The sequence below is a fragment of the bacterium genome (genome assembly GCA_040754625.1).
Lineage (GTDB): Bacteria > JACRDZ01 > JAQUKH01 > JAQUKH01 > JAQUKH01 > JAQUKH01.
Genome location: JBFMCF010000047.1, coordinates 1 through 16,050 on the forward strand (window position 1 = coordinate 1; position 16,050 = coordinate 16,050).

The following is a 16,050-nucleotide window of genomic DNA, read 5'->3' on the forward strand; positions in this document are numbered from 1 at the left end:
TTTTGGTCGTCTAAAAATATTCCGAATCGGTTTGAGTAAGATGTCATTTTTTCTACAAACAACAGTTGCTTTACAGTTTTAATAATTCGACCGATTGAAAATATGTACTTACTTCTCAGGAATCAAAGAATAAATGTTTCAATAATTCTCATCATATCTTTTTAAAATTATGTTATAATTTATTGCAAGGTTAAAATATTTAGGGAGAAAACCAATGTCACCAACAAAAGAAATAATATCAAAAGCCTTACATCTTAAACCAGCGGAAAAATCCATAGTTATTGAAGCTTTAATGAAAAGTTTAGATGTTCCCGATCCTGAGATTGAAAAAATATGGGCTGATGAAGCAGATAAAAGGTTGAAAGCCTATAAAGCTGGGAAATTAAAAACGGTTTCTTTTGAGGATATGTTTAAAAGAAAATAATCATGGAAATAAGAATTCTTGAAATTGCCCATTTAGAATTTAAAGAGGCAAAAGAATTTTGTGAAATAGAACAATCAGGTTTAGGTTCTAAATTTGAAAATAAAATTGAACAATCGCTTCTTCACATTAAGCAATTTCCACAAGCATGGCCGCCCGAACGTAAAGAAATCAGAAAATATTTAGTCAATAAGTTTCCTTACAAAATAATTTATTCAATACAAGATGACAAAATTGTTATTCTTGCATTTGCACATTTACACAGGAAGCCTGATTACTGGGTTGATAGATTAAAATTAAAATTTAAACAGGGCAATTAGAAGCAGAATAATATTAAGTTAGGATAATGAAAATGGTGCTTAAGAATTCGCGGGATGGGGTTTTAAAACAACTTTCAGCGATTCTTTCGCTTCAGAAGCGATATTAAATCCTTTCTGAATATCCTGCAAAGGGAATGTGTGTGTTATCATTCCTTTTACGTCTATCTTCTTATTTTTAATAAGCTTTAAGGATTCTTCAAGGTCGTCAGGGGCGGCGCCGTAAGATGAAACTATCGCGAGTTCGTTTCTCCAGAAATCAACTGTCGGGATCTTTATATCGGAATTTGGTATCGCGAAAAGTAAAATAACGCATTTTTTATCCGCGCATTTAAAAGTTGTTTCCACAGCCTGCATGGCGCCCGCGCAAATAATTATCCGGTCGGCTTTTATATCTATGTTTTGCGCCGCGTTTATTACTTCATCCGCGCCGTATTTTTTTGCCTGACCCAGCCTGTATTCATTCAGGTCAGAGGCAATAACCTTCGCGCCTTTAAATTTGGCCAATTCGATATTCAATAAACCGGAAATACCGCATCCCAGTATTAAGACAGTCTGGCCTTTTTTGATGCCGGTAATTCTCTGCCCCCGTACGACACAGGCAAGGGGTTCGATCATTGTTCCTTCATCAAAAGAAACATTTTTGGGCAGGATATAGGTACCTGAATCAACATTTATTTTCGGTACCCTTACAAATTCGCTGTAACCGCCCGGGTCATAATTTCCCTCGTGAAGGGTCTTACACGCGGTGTGATTGCCTGCGAGGCAGTATTTACATTTATCGCAGGGGACATGATGGCTTACAAAAACCCTCTGGCCGGTTTTGAAATTATTCGATTTGGATTCGACGATCTCGCCGACTATCTCATGACCGAGTACGCGCGGGGCCTTTTTGATCCTGTACCATTCCATGAGGTCAGTCCCGCAAATTCCACTGGATATTACTTTTACAAGTATCTCGCCTTTGCTGATTTGCGGAACAGGGCGTTCTTCGATTCTTATGTCTTTGTTATTGTGATAAACAGCGACTTTCATATTTTTTATTGTATCAAGGTTGACACTTCTGACACTTTGATACTTGATACTTTAAGCTTAATTGTATCAAAGTATCAAGGGCTAAAATATGACACATTTGACACTATGATATGATACTTTGACATATTAGGTTTTACTTTTTTATTTCCTTTTAACTTCGTCGTACAAATCTAACGCTTTCTTTACATTGGCTTTTTCATGAACAATCGCCTGCAACGCCCTTGCCATGGCTGTTGGATTGGGGCTCTGCCAGACATTCCTGCCAAGGTTTATACCTATCGCGCCTTTCTGCATGCCGTCGTAAACAAACTCAAGGACTTCTTTTTCGGTTTCACATTTGGGCCCGCCAGCCATAACAACGGGAACTGGGCACCCGCTGACGACTTTATCGAAATCTTTTTCACACCAGTATGTTTTTACGACATGCGCGCCGAGTTCAGCCGCGATACGGCAGCATAATGCAAGATAACGGGCTTCACGTTTTTCCATCTCCCTGCCGACTGCTGTCACAGCCATTACCGGTATCCCGTAATTTTCGCATTTGTTAACGGTGTCTGCAAGATTTTGTAGAGTTTCTTTCTCATAATCACTCCCGATAAAAACCGAAAGACCTACTGCCGAGGCATTGAGACGGATAACTTCCTCGATGGATGTAGTTATAATTTCATTTGCCAAATCTTTTCCAACCATGCTTGTCCCGCCGGATATTCTCAAAATTATCGGTTTACTGCCTGCTGCGTCAATACAGGAACGAAGCACGCCTCTTGTAACAAACAAAGCGTCACAATACGGCATCAGGGGCTTTACCGTTTCTCCCGGTTTTTCAAGCTTTGAAGTAGGTCCCTGGAAATAACCATGGTCTATCGGCATAAAAAAACAATGGCCGTCAGGTTGAATAAGTTTACTTAACCTATTTTTTAATCCCCAATCCATTTTTTCCTCCTATTTCGTAAACCGTTAAACGTAATGCGTGAAAAGCGTATATTTCTTCTCGCTTTCCACCTTTTTACGTTTTACATTTCACGTTTTACATGGTTTTATTATCAAAAATTCCTTTTGTATCAGCCAGTGATGAAACTGGTAAGTAGTGTATAAACAAGCCGTTTTGCATTTCTCACGGATTTTTTCATATCCGGGTGAACCTTCCTGTTCCGCGTTTAATTCCAGTTGCCTCGAACATTTCACGTCATTGCAGAATTCACGGCGTTTGTATTCAACAAATCCTTTCGGTAAAGCTGTCATAATTTCCTCATATGTTGATTAAAATAGAAGATATTATATCATTTTTCAAAAATATAATAAAGTAAAAAATAATTGCCTTGACCCTTTTATTCATTTTTATTATAATTCCATATGTAATTCATAACGAAATTTAATTAAACAGGAGGAGTTTAGCATGTCAAAAATTAACGATTTAGTTCCACAAAATGCCCGTAAAATAATAGGTAAATCCAGCAAGCTTTTACCTTTAAGTTCACATGATATATTAAAAACACTGAAAGGTGAAAAGGTTATTATAATGGCATGTAACGCGAGAATTAAACAGGTTGTCCCGGGAATAATGCGTGCCGCGAAGGAATTAGACGCTGTTATCGCGTTTGAACTGGCAAAATCCGAAGGGAATCTAAAAGGCGGATACACAGGTATGAATCCTTCTTTTTACGCAAAAACGGTTTTTGATTATGCGGAAAAAGAAAAGTTTTATCTTCCGTTTTTTATTCACGGCGATCATGTAACAACTAAAAGCCCGGCAACTGATGTAGTCGAAGATTCAAGGGCATTGATTAAAGCTGAACTTGAAGCAGGTTACACGTCAATCGCGGTCGATGCTTCATTTAATCCAAATCATGATAATGTGAAAATATCTGCTGACCTTGGAAAACACGCTCTTGACGCGGGTGCGGGTCTGGAAGTTGAAGTTGGTGAAATCCTTTCGACAGGTGTTGAGGCAAGAATAACCTCTGTGCAGGATGCGGTCGAATTTTTACAGGAATTAATAGAAGATAAAAAAATACACCCTGATTTTCTTGCCATTAATAATGGCGCTAAACATGGAAATTATAAACCAGGAGAAGAAGTTCACATTGATTTGAAACGAACGGAAGAAATACATAAAGCGATTAATAAATGGGGAGTCGTAATTGCGCAGCACGGCATAACAGGGACGCCATTACATTTGATGGGACAATTTGCCGACTGCGGAATTATGAAAGGAAATGTCGCGACAAATTGGCAGAATATAGCCCTTGCCAACATGCCCAAAGACCTTATGGATACAATGAAAAAATGGGTGGCCGACAATAAATTGGACATCAAATTTGTAACCAAAGAATTTAAATTGAACGAAAAAAATGATTTGCCTGCAGAAAATTTGCGCAAGATGGAAGATGAGGCTTATAAAAGCGCGAAAGAATTTATTACAGCCTTCAGGTCAAAAGGCACAGCAAGCAAAGTAATAAATACATTATAAAACAAAATATCCAGGAGCGAATGAAAGATATAGTTATTCTTTTTGGAATCGTAAAAACAGATTTTTATCGAAAAATAAAAAAAGATTAATAGAAAAACAAATTAAAAATAAAGAAAGCCCTGCTTTTAAAACAATTAGCAGGGTTTTTTAGTTTTATGAAATTTTTCGCGAATTTTTCAAAAAATCGCTTTACAAAACAACAATATTATATTAAAATGAACAACTATTCAAAATATTTGAATAACTGTTCAATTTATTTGCTTGATCATCAGGGAGAGAAAAAATGTTTTATTCCGATATGCAGGAATTTATCGGCTTTTTGGAAAAAAGCGGAGAGCTTAAAAGAATAAAAACAGAGGTCGATTCTAACCTCGAAATTACTGAAATCGCCGACCGTATAGTAAAAAAAAGCGGGCCCGCGGTATTATTTGAAAAAATCATGGGTTCAAAATATCCTCTTTTTATAAATATGTTCGGGACGAAAAAAAGAATGTGCATGTCGCTTGGTGTGGAAAAAATAGAGGAAATAAGCTCCAGGATAGAAAATTTATTTCCGAAAGACATGCCCAGAAATCTCTGGGAAAAAATAAGTTTTTTTGTGAATTTAAAAAAAATGGCCGACATACAGCCTCGTGTTGTCCGGGACGCTTTATCACAGGAAGTGGTTCAGGAAAACGGTTCGCTTGATGATTTGCCTGTTTTAAAATGCTGGCCGGGTGACGCCGGAAAATTTATAACATTTCCCCTGGTTTTTACAAAAGACCCTGAAACAGGAAAACAGAACACGGGTATGTACCGTATGCAGGTTTATGACGGTAAAACAACAGGGATGCATTGGCATGAACATCATGACGGTGCGAGAATTTACCGCAAATACCGGAAAAATAAAGAAAAAATGCCTGTGGCAATAGCTCTGGGCGCGGACCCCGCGGTTATATATTCCGCGACAGCGCCTCTCCCGCCGGGTGTGGATGAATTAATATTTGCGGGGTTCCTGAGAGGCAGGGCTGTGCCTGTGGTAAAGGCAAAAACTTCTGATATTCTTGTCCCCGCGAACGCCGAATTTATTTTAGAAGGCTATGTTGACCCGGTTGAATTAAAATTGGAAGGGCCTTTCGGCGACCATACAGGATATTATTCACTGGCGAATGATTTCCCCGTATTCCGCCTGACATGCATCACGCACCGTAAAAATCCGGTTTACCCCGCTACGATTGTAGGGCGGCCGCCTATGGAAGATTGCTTTATGGGATGGGCGACCGAACGGATATTTTTGCCTCTTTTAAAAATTACACTGCCGGAAATAAAGGATTTCAGCCTTCCTTTTGAAGGGGTGTTCCATAATTGCGCCATAGTTTCCATAAAAAAAGAATTTCCCGGGCACGCGAGAAAGGTAATAAATGCGCTCTGGGGAATGGGACAAATGATGTTTTCAAAGATGATTGTGGTGGTTGACGAAGACGTTAATGTGCAGGATTATTCAGAAGTGACCTGGAAGGTTTTTAATAACGTTGACCCGGGACGGGACACATTTATCCAGATGGGGCCTTTGGACGTATTAGACCATTCTTCTAACAGTTGGGGTTACGGCTCAAAAATGGGGATTGACGCGACCAGGAAAATGAAAGAAGAAGGGCATACACGCCCATGGCCAAATGAAATCAAGATGAGTGAAGAGATAAAAAAGCTGGTAGATTTGAAGTGGAAGGAATACGGATTTTAATTGTTTAAAATGAATAAAATTAAAATATTTTTTGAAATGGTAAAGATTGAACATACCGTTTTTGCCCTGCCGTTTGCTTATATCGGCACGATAATCGCTTCAGGCGGGATTCCAAATTCAAAAGAATTTATTTTCATAACATTGTCAATGTTCGGCGCGCGCAGTTTTGCAATGATGTGGAACAGGATTGTGGATCGGAAAATCGACGCTAAAAATTCAAGGACTTCCGGCCGCCATCTTGTCACAGGCCGGATGAATTTAAAAGAAGCGTTTATTTTCTGTTTTTTATCATTGGTTATTTTCATAGCTTCCGCTTTCAGCCTGGCGCCTTTAGCGCATATTTTATGGCCGTTTTTTATTTTACCGATGGCTGTTTATCCGTTTGCTAAGAGGTTCAGCTGGTTAAGCCATTTTATCCTGGGATTAAGCCTCGCTTTGTCACCGCTCGGGGCTTTTATAGCTGTTACAAATAAAATGCCGAATATACCTGTTTTATTGATTGCGGCAGGCATTCTTATATGGACGGCCGGATTTGATATTATTTATGCGTGCCAGGATTACGATTTTGACAGGAAAGAAGGGTATTTTTCAATCCCGGCCTGTTTTGGAATAAAAAATTCATTTTGGATAACTTCAATACTTCATTTTTTAACGGTTATTTTTTTCTTCCTGGCGGGTAAGCTGTTAGAACTGGGGTTTTTTTATTTTTCAGGGATTTTTATTATTTCTCTTTTTCTTGTATATGAAAATTTGATCATGCGAAGGGGAAAATTAAACACGGCCTTTTTTAAAATGAACGGGCTTGTAAGCATAACAATTTTTATTTTTACCCTGTTGGAATTTTGTTTATGAAGAAAAAAAATATAAAATACAAAATCAACGATAACGCGGAGTTGGACCATGAGGAATCGCTGTATCTTTTGCGGGATTGTTCCATGCATGAGCTCGGCGATTTGGCAAATGAAGTAAATAAACAAAAAAATAAAAATAAAGTATTTTTTAATGTCAACCGGCACATTAATTTGACAAATATTTGTGTTTCACGCTGTAAATTTTGCGCCTTCAGCAGAGACAAAGAGGAGAAAGACGCATATGTACTTAATATTGATGATGTGTTAAAGAAAATAAAAGAGTCATTGCCGATGGGGATTACAGAGGTGCATATCGTGAGCGGGCTTCATCCGGATTTAACGTTTGATTATTACCTGGATATTTTAAGGGCTGTAAAAAAGTTTGCTCCAGGCCTTCATATACAAGGTTTTACCGCGGTTGAGATCCATTATTTCGCGAAAATCACAGGCCTTTCTATTCCAAAAGTCCTTGAACAAATGAAGGAGGCGGGGCTTGATTCATTGCCGGGCGGGGGCGCGGAGGTATTCAGCCCGCGAATAAGACAGGAACTATGCCCGAAAAAGGCAAACGGGACCGAGTGGCTGGAGGTTATGATTGAAGCCCATCGTCTGGGAATGAAATCAAACGCGACAATGCTGTTTGGTCATATTGAAACACCCGATGAAATTATTGCCCATCTTATAACTCTTAGAAATATCCAGAATAAAACAGGAGGTTTTCAGTCTTTCATACCCCTGCCTTTTCATCCGCAGTTTACGCAAATGGAAAATTTTGAAAAACCCACAGGGTATGAAATCCTGAGAATGCTCGCGGTGTCAAGATTAGTGCTTAATAATTTTTTTCACATCAAGGCATTCTGGATTATGATGGGTTTGAGACTGGCGCAGTTGTCGTTAAAATACGGCGTGAATGATTTAGACGGCACGGTTGTTGAAGAAAAAATCACACATTCCGCGGGCGCGACCACGCCTGAAGATATTCCAAGGCGGGAATTAATCCGCTTGATCAAGGAAATGCATTTTATCCCGGTGGAAAGAGATACGCTTTACAATGAAATTAAGGAGTATTAATTATGGAATTTAGAGGATTGTTTAACGTAAATTTAAAAAAACCTCAAAAAAATAAAAACAGTTTTGAAAAACCGAGAGTAGGCCATATAAAATTCCTGAATTGTTTTCCGATATATTACGGCCTTGTCAAGAATCTGGATATAAATGATATGGAATTTATCCCGGGTTCGCCGACAGAATTGAATCAAATGATATATGAAAATAAATTGGATATTAGCCCGGTATCCTCGATTGAATATTTAAAAAACCAGGAAAAGTATTTATTGTGCCCTCACATAAGCGTTAGTTCAAACGGGAGCGTAAAAAGCATTCTGCTGCTCAGCAAATTGCCCGTCAAAAAACTTGACGGCGAAAAGGTGGCGTTAACAAGCGATTCAGCGACAAGCCATGTGCTGTTAAAAATAATTTTGGAAACAAAATACGCTATAAGGCCGAAATATTATGTTTCCAATTCAAACCTGGATGATATGTTGAAGGAAGCAAAGGCCGGCCTTTTAATAGGTGACAAGGCGTTAGAGGAAAGCTTGAAATTAAACGGTTTGTACCGTTATGACCTCGGTGAAGAGTGGAAGAGCATGACAAAAAAGAAGATGGTATACGCGGTCTGGTGTATTAGAAAGGAATTTGTAAAAAACAACCCTGATGCCGCGAAAAAACTCATGTGTTCATTCAAAAATTCTTATGAATACAGCGTAAAAAACATACCTGAAATTGCAGGGTCCGCCTCGACATGGGATAAATTCGATGAGGAGTTTATAAAAAAGTATTTAAGCGAACTGGATTTTTCTTTTGATAAAAACGCAAGAGAAGGGCTTATGGATTTTTATAATATGGCGAATGAGATCGGTTTGGTTAAAGGAAAAGGGAAATTAGAATTTTTTGAATAATATGAAAATAAAAAGACAGGTTTCTGAAATATTAACAAGCGCGGTTTCCGGGGAGAGGATTTCGTCCGAAGAGGCTGTTGTTCTTTTCAATGAAGCGCAGATTTACGAGTTAGGACACGCAGCGGATAAGCTGAGAAAACAAAGATTTAACACGAATCAAATTACTTTTATAATTGACAGGAACATCAATTATACCAATATTTGTGTTAACCAGTGCGGGTTTTGCGCTTTTTGGCGTGATGAACAAAATCCTGAAGGCTATTTGCTGGGAGAACAGGATATACTTAAAAAGGTTGAAGAAGCAGTCAGCGAAGGGGCGACACAAATAATGCTCCAGGGTGGTTTGCACCCGGAATTGAAGATAGATTATTATTTGAAGATTTTCAAAAAGATCAAGGATAAATTTAATGTTGTCCTTCACTCCCTTTCTGCCCCGGAGATTATGCATTTAAGCCGTAATTCGGGTTTGGGCCTGGAGGAAACAATATTGCGCCTGAAACTTGCGGGCCTTGATTCCCTGCCGGGGGCAGGCGCGGAAATTCTAACGGATAAAACAAGAAAGAGAATAAGCGGAAAAAAAATCAATACAGATGAATGGTTTTTGGTTATGGAAACTGCCCACCGTTTTGGAATTTACTCTACCGCAACAATGATGTTTGGTATCGGAGAGGAAATTTCAGAACGCGTTGAACATATGGACCGCGTCAGAAATTTTCAGGACAAAACAGGAAATATAAGGGGTTTTATTCCATGGACTTTCCAGCCGGGGCACACCCGGATAGGAGGGAAAGAAGTTCCGGCAGAGGATTATCTGAAGACCCTTGCTATTTCGCGTTTATATCTGGATAATATTCCTCATATCCAGGGGTCATGGCTTACACAGGGGGAGGAAATCGGCCAGCTTTCCTTGTTTTTCGGCGCGGATGATTTGGGAAGTATTATGCTTGAAGAAAATGTTGTCCGGGCCACTGGTGTATTGCGCAGGATGAACACTGGCAAGATAGTCCGTTTAATAAAAAAAGCAGGATTTATCCCCTGCCAGCGGGACACAGAATATAAAGTTGTAAAAGAATTTTAATGCGGGAGCTGGTTTTTAACCCGCCCTTATAAATTGGAGTTTAATTTGCAGAATGTTCCTTTCGCAATCATAGGCGGCTCGAGCACTTTTTCCATATCCTTTCCTGAGGGCCTGAATGATAAGAAAATAAAAATTATTTCAAAAGAAAAAACTTATTTAACACCTTTTGGAAAAAGTCCCGCATTAACTATTTTTAAAATTAATGATAAAAAAGTTGTTACTTGTAAAATGCACGGATGGCAAAAAGACTGTTCAAGAGGAGATTCTTCACGACGTATTTTTTGGGTATTTCGTGAAATGGGTGTAAAAAAGATACTGGCCGAAGGCGGGGTAGGCAGCATCAATAAGAAAATGATCCCAGGAGATATTTTTATTCCAGATGATTATATTGATTTTTCAATGCGTAGAAATATAAACATAGCTGATGATTATCTATTAGTTATGAGGGACCCCGTGTGCCGTAATTTAAAAAAAGAATTTATAAAAGTATTAAAAGATGGGTTTTGCTATAAAGTATTTCCGAAGGGGATTTACGCGGTAACGGACGGGCGGCATTTTGAGAGCAGGGCCGAGATAAAACTGTTGAAAAAATTTGATGCGGACGCTGTCGGGCAGAGTTTTTGCCCTGAGGTTTATCTCGCACGTGAAATCGGCGCGTGTTATTGCGGGATTTATCTTGTGGTGAATTTTGCCGAAGGCGTCGTCAGGGAATGGGATTATGAAAAATTCCGGCATCTTTTTTATTCAGAATCGAAAAATATCGGAAAAATACTGGCGGAGACAATAAAATATCTGAATGAAGACAGAAATACATGTTCCTGCGGTAATCTCAGGATAAAGACCTTATTGACTAATGGCAATTAAAAATAAAAACCAGGTCATTCTTTGCGCGTCTTATGTTTTACCGGTTTCATCTTCTCCAATAAAAGAGGGAGCGGTTGTAATAGAAGGCGATAGTATCAAGGCCCTCGGTCATTCCAGCGTTATCAAAAAAAAATATCCAAAAATTCCAGTTCGAAGTTTTCCGGATTCAATTTTAATGCCCGGTTTGATAAATTGTCATGTGCATCTGGAATACTCGGCTTCAGGGCCCTTATTAAAACAAACAAATTTTATCGACTGGATAAAAGATTTAATTCATAAACAAAAAATATTATCAGAAAAAAAAATAAATTTGTCCATTAAGAAAACGCTTGATGAAATTATATCTTCAGGCACTACAGCTGTCGGAGAAGTATCGCGAAGCGGCAAAAGTTTGTCCGAATTGAAAAAAAGCGGGCTAAAAGGTGTTTTTTACAGTGAATTTGTGGCGGTTGACGACAAAAGGATGAAAAAGGCAATATGCGGTTTTGAGGCAGATTTCAGAAAAACCAAAATAAAAATTGCTGAATCTAATCTCAAAATTGGTGTTTTTCCGCATTCAGTTTACACGCTTTCCGGGAATTCTTTAAAATATATTTCTTCATTTTTTAAAAAAAATGGTATTCGCTGCGGCATGCACGCGGCGGAATGCCCTCAGGAAAATGATTTTATTTCACGGGGTTCAGGGCAATTGGCTGAATTTATCAGATCGTTTAACTTGGAAATTGTCCCTTTGCCGGGAAAATGGCATGATACATCCGCGTATTTAAAAGATGTAAAATTGCTTAATCCTTTAACACAATTGGTCCATTGTGTTCATTTACAGGAAAAAGATTTCCAGGTTTTGGAAAAAACGAAAACAAGCTTAGTGGCCTGCCCGAGAAGCAATTATTTGCTTAAAAACGGTGAATTCCCGGCACACCTGGCTTTAAAATATAAATTAAAAATAGGAATAGGAACAGACAGCCTGGCCAGTAATTATTCAATGGACATGTTTGAGGAAATGAGATTGTTAAATGATATTATAAATAAAAACAAATTTATAAAGAATTTTAATAAAAAATTAATATATGAAAAATTAATCAGAATTGCGACACTGGGCGGCGCGGAAGTTTTGGGAATTGAAAATGAAACAGGTTCATTGATTGAGGGGAAGAAAGCGGATTTGATAGTTGTCAATATTAATGACAATAAAAAAATGTTTTCTCCTCTTGAATATATTATTTCCGAAGCCGCGGGCGGTGATGTATGTTTTTCCATGATTAATGGATTGATAAAATATGATAGAGTGAAAAATATGGCAAAAGCAGGATTATTTTGATAAAATATTAATATAGTCAAAGGGAATTTTAAATGAAAAAATATTTTTTAGTTGCCGTTTTATTGCTGGCGTTTTCCAGGACAAATGCTTTTGTAAAGCAGGATAAGATCAATACTACGTGGGAAAACAAAGACGGATATTTTTATATAAAGCTGGGATCGGAAGACAGTTTGCGAAACGGGTCAGTATTGATTGGTTTTGATAACCAAAACAGGCCTTTCTTCTTTGAGATATTGGGTATCCTTGGGCCGAATTATTCCTTGTTTCAGAGAATCGAATTAGTGTGGGACAATAATGAAAATAAAACAAATAAAGTGTTTTTAGACAAGATGAATCTTGATAAGGCGCTGGAAATATCGGAAATATACGACAGTTTTGACCAGGTATTGGTGAATAAATTGAAAGAGGCGGAATTAATTTATAAGAACGCTGTTGAAAATTATGATAAGAGAAGACTTAATTTAAGCAAAAAATATTTTGAGGAATGTTTAAATATTGTGAATAATTATAAAGATTCAAATGAAATATTGAATAATTTAAATAAGGATATGGCGGTTTATAGAAGAAAAACAGAGATAAATGACGGTATATGGAAAAAATCCATGGAACAAGCGGATAATTTTAAGTCTGAGGATAAGTTTAAAGAGGCCCTGAATGTTTTCCAGAATTTGGCTTTAGATTACCCGCTTAATAAAAAAATAAGGGGTGAATTGGGCCTTTATTATGCAGAAATGGGGAATATATATTTAAATAATGATTATTTAAAAGAAGCTGTCAATGAGTTAGAGGAACTGCTTTTTATAGACCCGGGAGCCAACAGCATGCGGAGAGAATTGGCCTTTCTTTATTACTACCAGGGTGATAAAGACAATGCAATGCGGCATTTCGAAAAACTGCTTTCCTCAAGCAAAGATGAATCTGCGGAGGAATTAAGGGAATTGATAAATAAACTTCTTTTTATCTCTTCAAAACAGGCAAATAATCCGGCAAAAGGAATGTGCAGTTTATGCCTTAGTTCTATCACAGGCAACGTGATACGTTTCACTAATGGTTTGACTATTTGCGACAAATGTAATGAGGGGCAGGTCCATAACAGGCAGGATATAAAAACTTATTATAAAAAAATTGAAAGTTTTTTTGTGGAAAGATATAATATGAAAATCAGGAATATTAAAGATTTCATACCTCAAAACGATTTTGGGCTCAAAGAAATCTCATCTGCTGCCGCCGATAAAGATGTTCCCTTCATATTTTTTAAACCTGTCTATACAGAATATGAAGTCCATTATTTGGATTTATTGCCCCGTGTGCTTATTATAGAAGGACTAACATCTGAATATGTAAGGCTTTGGCTTGACGAACAAAATCTGGCTTGTACGGATTTACAGATGGAAACGGGAAAACGGGGAATCATAATGTTTTTTAAATATGTTTTACTGAATCATTTTTTGTGCAGGGAGCAGATTGGGAGATTTATTTATCAGAATGATTCAGCTTCTTTGGATTTCAGGAGAATAAAAGCAATTGTGGAAATGAAAGGAGAAGGTAAATTAATAGAAATTGTGAGAAAATGTTTTGAAAGGTAACAGCTAAATCCTGGCGCTTTTGGAATAAATAACCAGGCTTAATAAAATTATATTAACACATGCAATAATTATAAGTGTACTATAGATTCCCAGCAGCGGTATTAATAACGCAGTGGTTAACAGTGCTCCAAGCCCTGATCCGAATAAATCAAACGCATATATTTTGCCGGGATAAATCCTGCCATTATTATCAAAAGAAATTTTCCCTGCCAAAGGGAATAACCCTCCTATGATGGAAGAAGGGATGAATAAAATGATTAAAAATGCGAGATTATTTATTTTTATGCTGTTTATCGAAAAGATATAAATGAATATTATAATAAACAGCGGGTATAATGATAAAAATAGAAATAGATAAATAAATGTTTTTGAGGGGCTTATAATTTTTTCTAAAGACTTTGTCAGTAAATAACTGCCGCAGGCCAGACCCGCCATAAAACCGGACAAAATTAAACCAAGTTGAAAATAAAGGTATCCGGTTATAATTTGGAAAATAAGGCTTACGATAAGTTCCAATGAGATACCGGTGAACCCCGCTGACATTATCGCGAACGGTATAAAATCAATCTTTCCAGGCCTCGAAAAAAGAAGCAGGAATAAACCTATTGTAAATATAAAACCCAATGTTTTTTCTATTGTAAAAAAAATTTCAATTTGATATATCATTTTCGCCAAATTGCTTGAAACACGGCTTGACCACAGAAGAAGATCATAAAAGTAGTTGACAGGGATGAAATCCCTGTTTATTTTTTGTGGGATTTTTAGCTCTATGCTTAGCTTGTTAATTCTATCTTTGGATAAACGGAACGGAAGTTGCTCAGATGATAAAAACAATGGTTGAATATCAGATGTTTTTAACCTTTCAGCCAGGGCCGGACTTTCAAGGCTTATTCGGCCTTTTTCAAGGCCCGAAAGAAATATATTTGTTCCTCCGGGCACAATTTTTACATCGGGAAACACATTAATTAATGTGTGGTATGTACTGCCTAATAATTTTTTCTGCTCGGGGCTTATATAATTTTCCCCCGAAGGCAAAGTTAATGAAAATATCCCGCCAGGGGACAATGTTTGCTTCACCTCCATGAAAAATTCCAATGTGTAAAAACGGTTCAGGGAACTTGTATATGGTTCCGGCAGGCCCATAATTACAAGGTCAAATTTTTTTGCGGTATTTTTTATGAACGACCTGCCGTCTGTATTTATTAACGAAATTTTTGGATTATTAATGAAAGATACAGCCTCTTCAGGAAGTATTTTTTTCGCGGAATTAATAATCAGCGGATCAATTTCGACAAAAATAATTTTTTCAATATTTTTATATTTTAAAAGTTCTGCCAGGCTTCCGTTTAACCCGCCGCCTATGACAAGGGCGTGTTTCGCCTCAATATTTTGTAATGCTGTAAGATGGATTTCTTCAGCCGACATTTTATCGGGATAAGTAAAGGCATACAATCCATTATTGTAAAAACTTATACTATTCTCTTTTTCCAGGGCGGTTATCCTGCCATAAAATGATGATTCATCAAGCAGGACTTTATAGCCGGGCCAATGTTTTTTAAGAGAAATGCCGTCTAAGGTTTTAATAAATCCATCAAAAAACATACTTAAAGTAACACACAAACATAGAATAGCTAATATGGTATTAAATCTATTAAAAATAAAGTAGTAAATTAACATGCAGTTTAAAAATAAAAATGCTCCTGTGACAAAAACAATATGCCATGTTGTGAGGAATTTAATTAAAACAAGGTTGCCTATTATACCGGCAAAACCCGCTCCCAAGACATCAAACATATAGGTATAACCAATCGATTTCAGGGGCTGTTTCAGAAAAGCATTCCCCATTTGACAGGCAATTGGGAACAAAAACCCCGATAAAAGACAGAAAGGGGTTATAAATATAAAACTATTTAAAATCATTGTGCCGGGGCCGATGATTTCCCCCTGGGAAGGTTTATAAAAAATTATGTTGCTTTTAACCAGGAAAATTATGGTAAATAATATAAAAAAAAGAAATATTTGGCTTATTGCGAAAAATAAAGGCGGGTTTTTTAATTTTGGTGTTATTTTTTGGCTTAAAAAACTCCCGGATCCGTTTCCAAACAGCCAGAAACATAAAATAATTCCAAGCGACAATTCATTGCCGTAAAAGATGACAAAAAGTTCCCTTATAATAACAATCTGGCTGAGAAATATTGAAAATCCGAAAAGCAATATTATGATGGAAAATTTCTTACGCATAGAATGATAAATATCACATAATTTAGTAAATATCAAGGACTTCTTAGTCTGTGAAATTCAAGTTATAACTTTGAATTGTTAAAATAACTTCCTGATTCTTCTTGACCGTCCAGGCCTAATGGAATAAAATATCGTAAATAGCAAGCCGTAAAACGTAAATGGCAGAAGAAAAGGGGAGAAACAATGGA

At 37.2% G+C, this 16,050-nt stretch carries 15 protein-coding genes; 11 read left to right on the plus strand and 4 right to left on the minus strand.

All coding sequences use genetic code 11. From position 1 onward, the window contains the following. The first annotated feature begins 214 nt into the window (after positions 1–214). Both AB1498_03725 and AB1498_03730 read left to right on the plus strand, forming a co-directional pair. Positions 215–424 (plus strand): addiction module protein, encoded by a 210-nt coding sequence (locus AB1498_03725; protein ID MEW6087388.1) that lies wholly within the window; start codon positions 215–217, stop codon positions 422–424. A gap of 2 nt (positions 425–426) precedes the next feature. After that, positions 427–741: a type II toxin-antitoxin system RelE/ParE family toxin gene (locus tag AB1498_03730; protein MEW6087389.1), complete on the plus strand. Its 315-nt coding sequence runs from the start codon at positions 427–429 to the stop codon at positions 739–741. 39 nt (positions 742–780) lie between these two features. Here the strand turns inward: AB1498_03730 and AB1498_03735 are convergent, their stop codons facing one another. The 3 genes from AB1498_03735 to AB1498_03745 form a co-directional block, all read right to left on the minus strand. Then, positions 781–1,773, minus strand: coding sequence for an alcohol dehydrogenase catalytic domain-containing protein (locus AB1498_03735; protein ID MEW6087390.1), 993 nt, complete (start codon positions 1,771–1,773; stop codon positions 781–783). Positions 1,774–1,914: 141 nt separating this feature from the next. Then, positions 1,915–2,706, minus strand: coding sequence for a 3-hydroxy-5-phosphonooxypentane-2,4-dione thiolase (lsrF, locus tag AB1498_03740; protein ID MEW6087391.1), 792 nt, complete (start codon positions 2,704–2,706; stop codon positions 1,915–1,917). Between the two features lie 87 nt (positions 2,707–2,793). Further along, complete coding sequence (locus AB1498_03745; GenBank protein MEW6087392.1) at positions 2,794–3,015, minus strand: hypothetical protein; 222 nt, start codon at positions 3,013–3,015, stop codon at positions 2,794–2,796. Between the two features lie 154 nt (positions 3,016–3,169). Here AB1498_03745 and AB1498_03750 point away from each other — a divergent pair, with 154 nt between their 5' ends. The 9 genes from AB1498_03750 to AB1498_03790 all read left to right on the plus strand — a co-directional run bounded on the left by AB1498_03750 (position 3,170) and on the right by AB1498_03790 (position 13,621). Beyond that, positions 3,170–4,243: a class II fructose-bisphosphate aldolase gene (locus tag AB1498_03750; GenBank protein ID MEW6087393.1), complete on the plus strand. Its 1,074-nt coding sequence runs from the start codon at positions 3,170–3,172 to the stop codon at positions 4,241–4,243. A gap of 283 nt (positions 4,244–4,526) precedes the next feature. Next, a complete protein-coding gene (locus AB1498_03755; protein MEW6087394.1) occupies positions 4,527–5,966 on the plus strand; it encodes a menaquinone biosynthesis decarboxylase in 1,440 nt (479 codons plus the stop codon). 9 nt (positions 5,967–5,975) lie between these two features. After that, on the plus strand, positions 5,976–6,818 hold the full coding sequence (locus AB1498_03760) for a UbiA-like polyprenyltransferase (protein MEW6087395.1): 843 nt from the start codon (positions 5,976–5,978) through the stop codon (positions 6,816–6,818). Beyond that, complete coding sequence (gene mqnE / locus AB1498_03765; GenBank protein ID MEW6087396.1) at positions 6,815–7,888, plus strand: aminofutalosine synthase MqnE; 1,074 nt, start codon at positions 6,815–6,817, stop codon at positions 7,886–7,888. Before AB1498_03760 ends, mqnE begins: the two co-directional genes overlap by 4 nt. A 2-nt stretch (positions 7,889–7,890) precedes the next feature. Continuing rightward, positions 7,891–8,775, plus strand: coding sequence for a menaquinone biosynthesis protein (locus AB1498_03770; protein ID MEW6087397.1), 885 nt, complete (start codon positions 7,891–7,893; stop codon positions 8,773–8,775). 1 nt (position 8,776) lies between these two features. Further along, positions 8,777–9,853 (plus strand): cyclic dehypoxanthinyl futalosine synthase, encoded by a 1,077-nt coding sequence (gene mqnC / locus AB1498_03775; GenBank protein ID MEW6087398.1) that lies wholly within the window; start codon positions 8,777–8,779, stop codon positions 9,851–9,853. A gap of 45 nt (positions 9,854–9,898) precedes the next feature. Next, positions 9,899–10,717 carry an MTAP family purine nucleoside phosphorylase gene (locus AB1498_03780; GenBank protein MEW6087399.1) on the plus strand — a complete coding sequence of 273 codons (819 nt, stop codon included), beginning with the start codon at positions 9,899–9,901 and terminating at the stop codon, positions 10,715–10,717. Next, positions 10,707–12,035: an amidohydrolase family protein gene (locus tag AB1498_03785; protein MEW6087400.1), complete on the plus strand. Its 1,329-nt coding sequence runs from the start codon at positions 10,707–10,709 to the stop codon at positions 12,033–12,035. Before AB1498_03780 ends, AB1498_03785 begins: the two co-directional genes overlap by 11 nt. 32 nt (positions 12,036–12,067) lie before the next feature. After that, entirely contained in the window at positions 12,068–13,621 is a 1,554-nt protein-coding gene (locus AB1498_03790) for a hypothetical protein (GenBank protein MEW6087401.1), read from the plus strand. Between the two features lie 3 nt (positions 13,622–13,624). Here the strand turns inward: AB1498_03790 and AB1498_03795 are convergent, their stop codons facing one another. Next, complete coding sequence (locus tag AB1498_03795) at positions 13,625–15,862, minus strand: hypothetical protein (protein MEW6087402.1); 2,238 nt, start codon at positions 15,860–15,862, stop codon at positions 13,625–13,627. Between the last annotated feature and the right edge of the window lie 188 nt (positions 15,863–16,050).

Excerpts from the sequence above, each read along its gene's own strand:
- mqnE (MEW6087396.1), top strand. The coding sequence starts at position 6,815 with ATGAAGAAAAAAAATATAAAATACAAAATCAACGATAACGCGGAGTTG.
- AB1498_03730 (MEW6087389.1), top strand. The coding sequence starts at position 427 with ATGGAAATAAGAATTCTTGAAATTGCCCATTTAGAATTTAAAGAGGCA.
- AB1498_03785 (MEW6087400.1), top strand. The coding sequence starts at position 10,707 with ATGGCAATTAAAAATAAAAACCAGGTCATTCTTTGCGCGTCTTATGTT.
- AB1498_03750 (MEW6087393.1), top strand. The coding sequence starts at position 3,170 with ATGTCAAAAATTAACGATTTAGTTCCACAAAATGCCCGTAAAATAATA.
- lsrF (MEW6087391.1), bottom strand. The coding sequence starts at position 2,706 with ATGGATTGGGGATTAAAAAATAGGTTAAGTAAACTTATTCAACCTGAC.
- AB1498_03760 (MEW6087395.1), top strand. The coding sequence starts at position 5,976 with ATGAATAAAATTAAAATATTTTTTGAAATGGTAAAGATTGAACATACC.
- AB1498_03725 (MEW6087388.1), top strand. The coding sequence starts at position 215 with ATGTCACCAACAAAAGAAATAATATCAAAAGCCTTACATCTTAAACCA.
- mqnC (MEW6087398.1), top strand. The coding sequence starts at position 8,777 with ATGAAAATAAAAAGACAGGTTTCTGAAATATTAACAAGCGCGGTTTCC.
- AB1498_03790 (MEW6087401.1), top strand. The coding sequence starts at position 12,068 with ATGAAAAAATATTTTTTAGTTGCCGTTTTATTGCTGGCGTTTTCCAGG.
- AB1498_03745 (MEW6087392.1), bottom strand. The coding sequence starts at position 3,015 with ATGACAGCTTTACCGAAAGGATTTGTTGAATACAAACGCCGTGAATTC.
- AB1498_03770 (MEW6087397.1), top strand. The coding sequence starts at position 7,891 with ATGGAATTTAGAGGATTGTTTAACGTAAATTTAAAAAAACCTCAAAAA.
- AB1498_03795 (MEW6087402.1), bottom strand. The coding sequence starts at position 15,862 with ATGCGTAAGAAATTTTCCATCATAATATTGCTTTTCGGATTTTCAATA.
- AB1498_03735 (MEW6087390.1), bottom strand. The coding sequence starts at position 1,773 with ATGAAAGTCGCTGTTTATCACAATAACAAAGACATAAGAATCGAAGAA.
- AB1498_03755 (MEW6087394.1), top strand. The coding sequence starts at position 4,527 with ATGTTTTATTCCGATATGCAGGAATTTATCGGCTTTTTGGAAAAAAGC.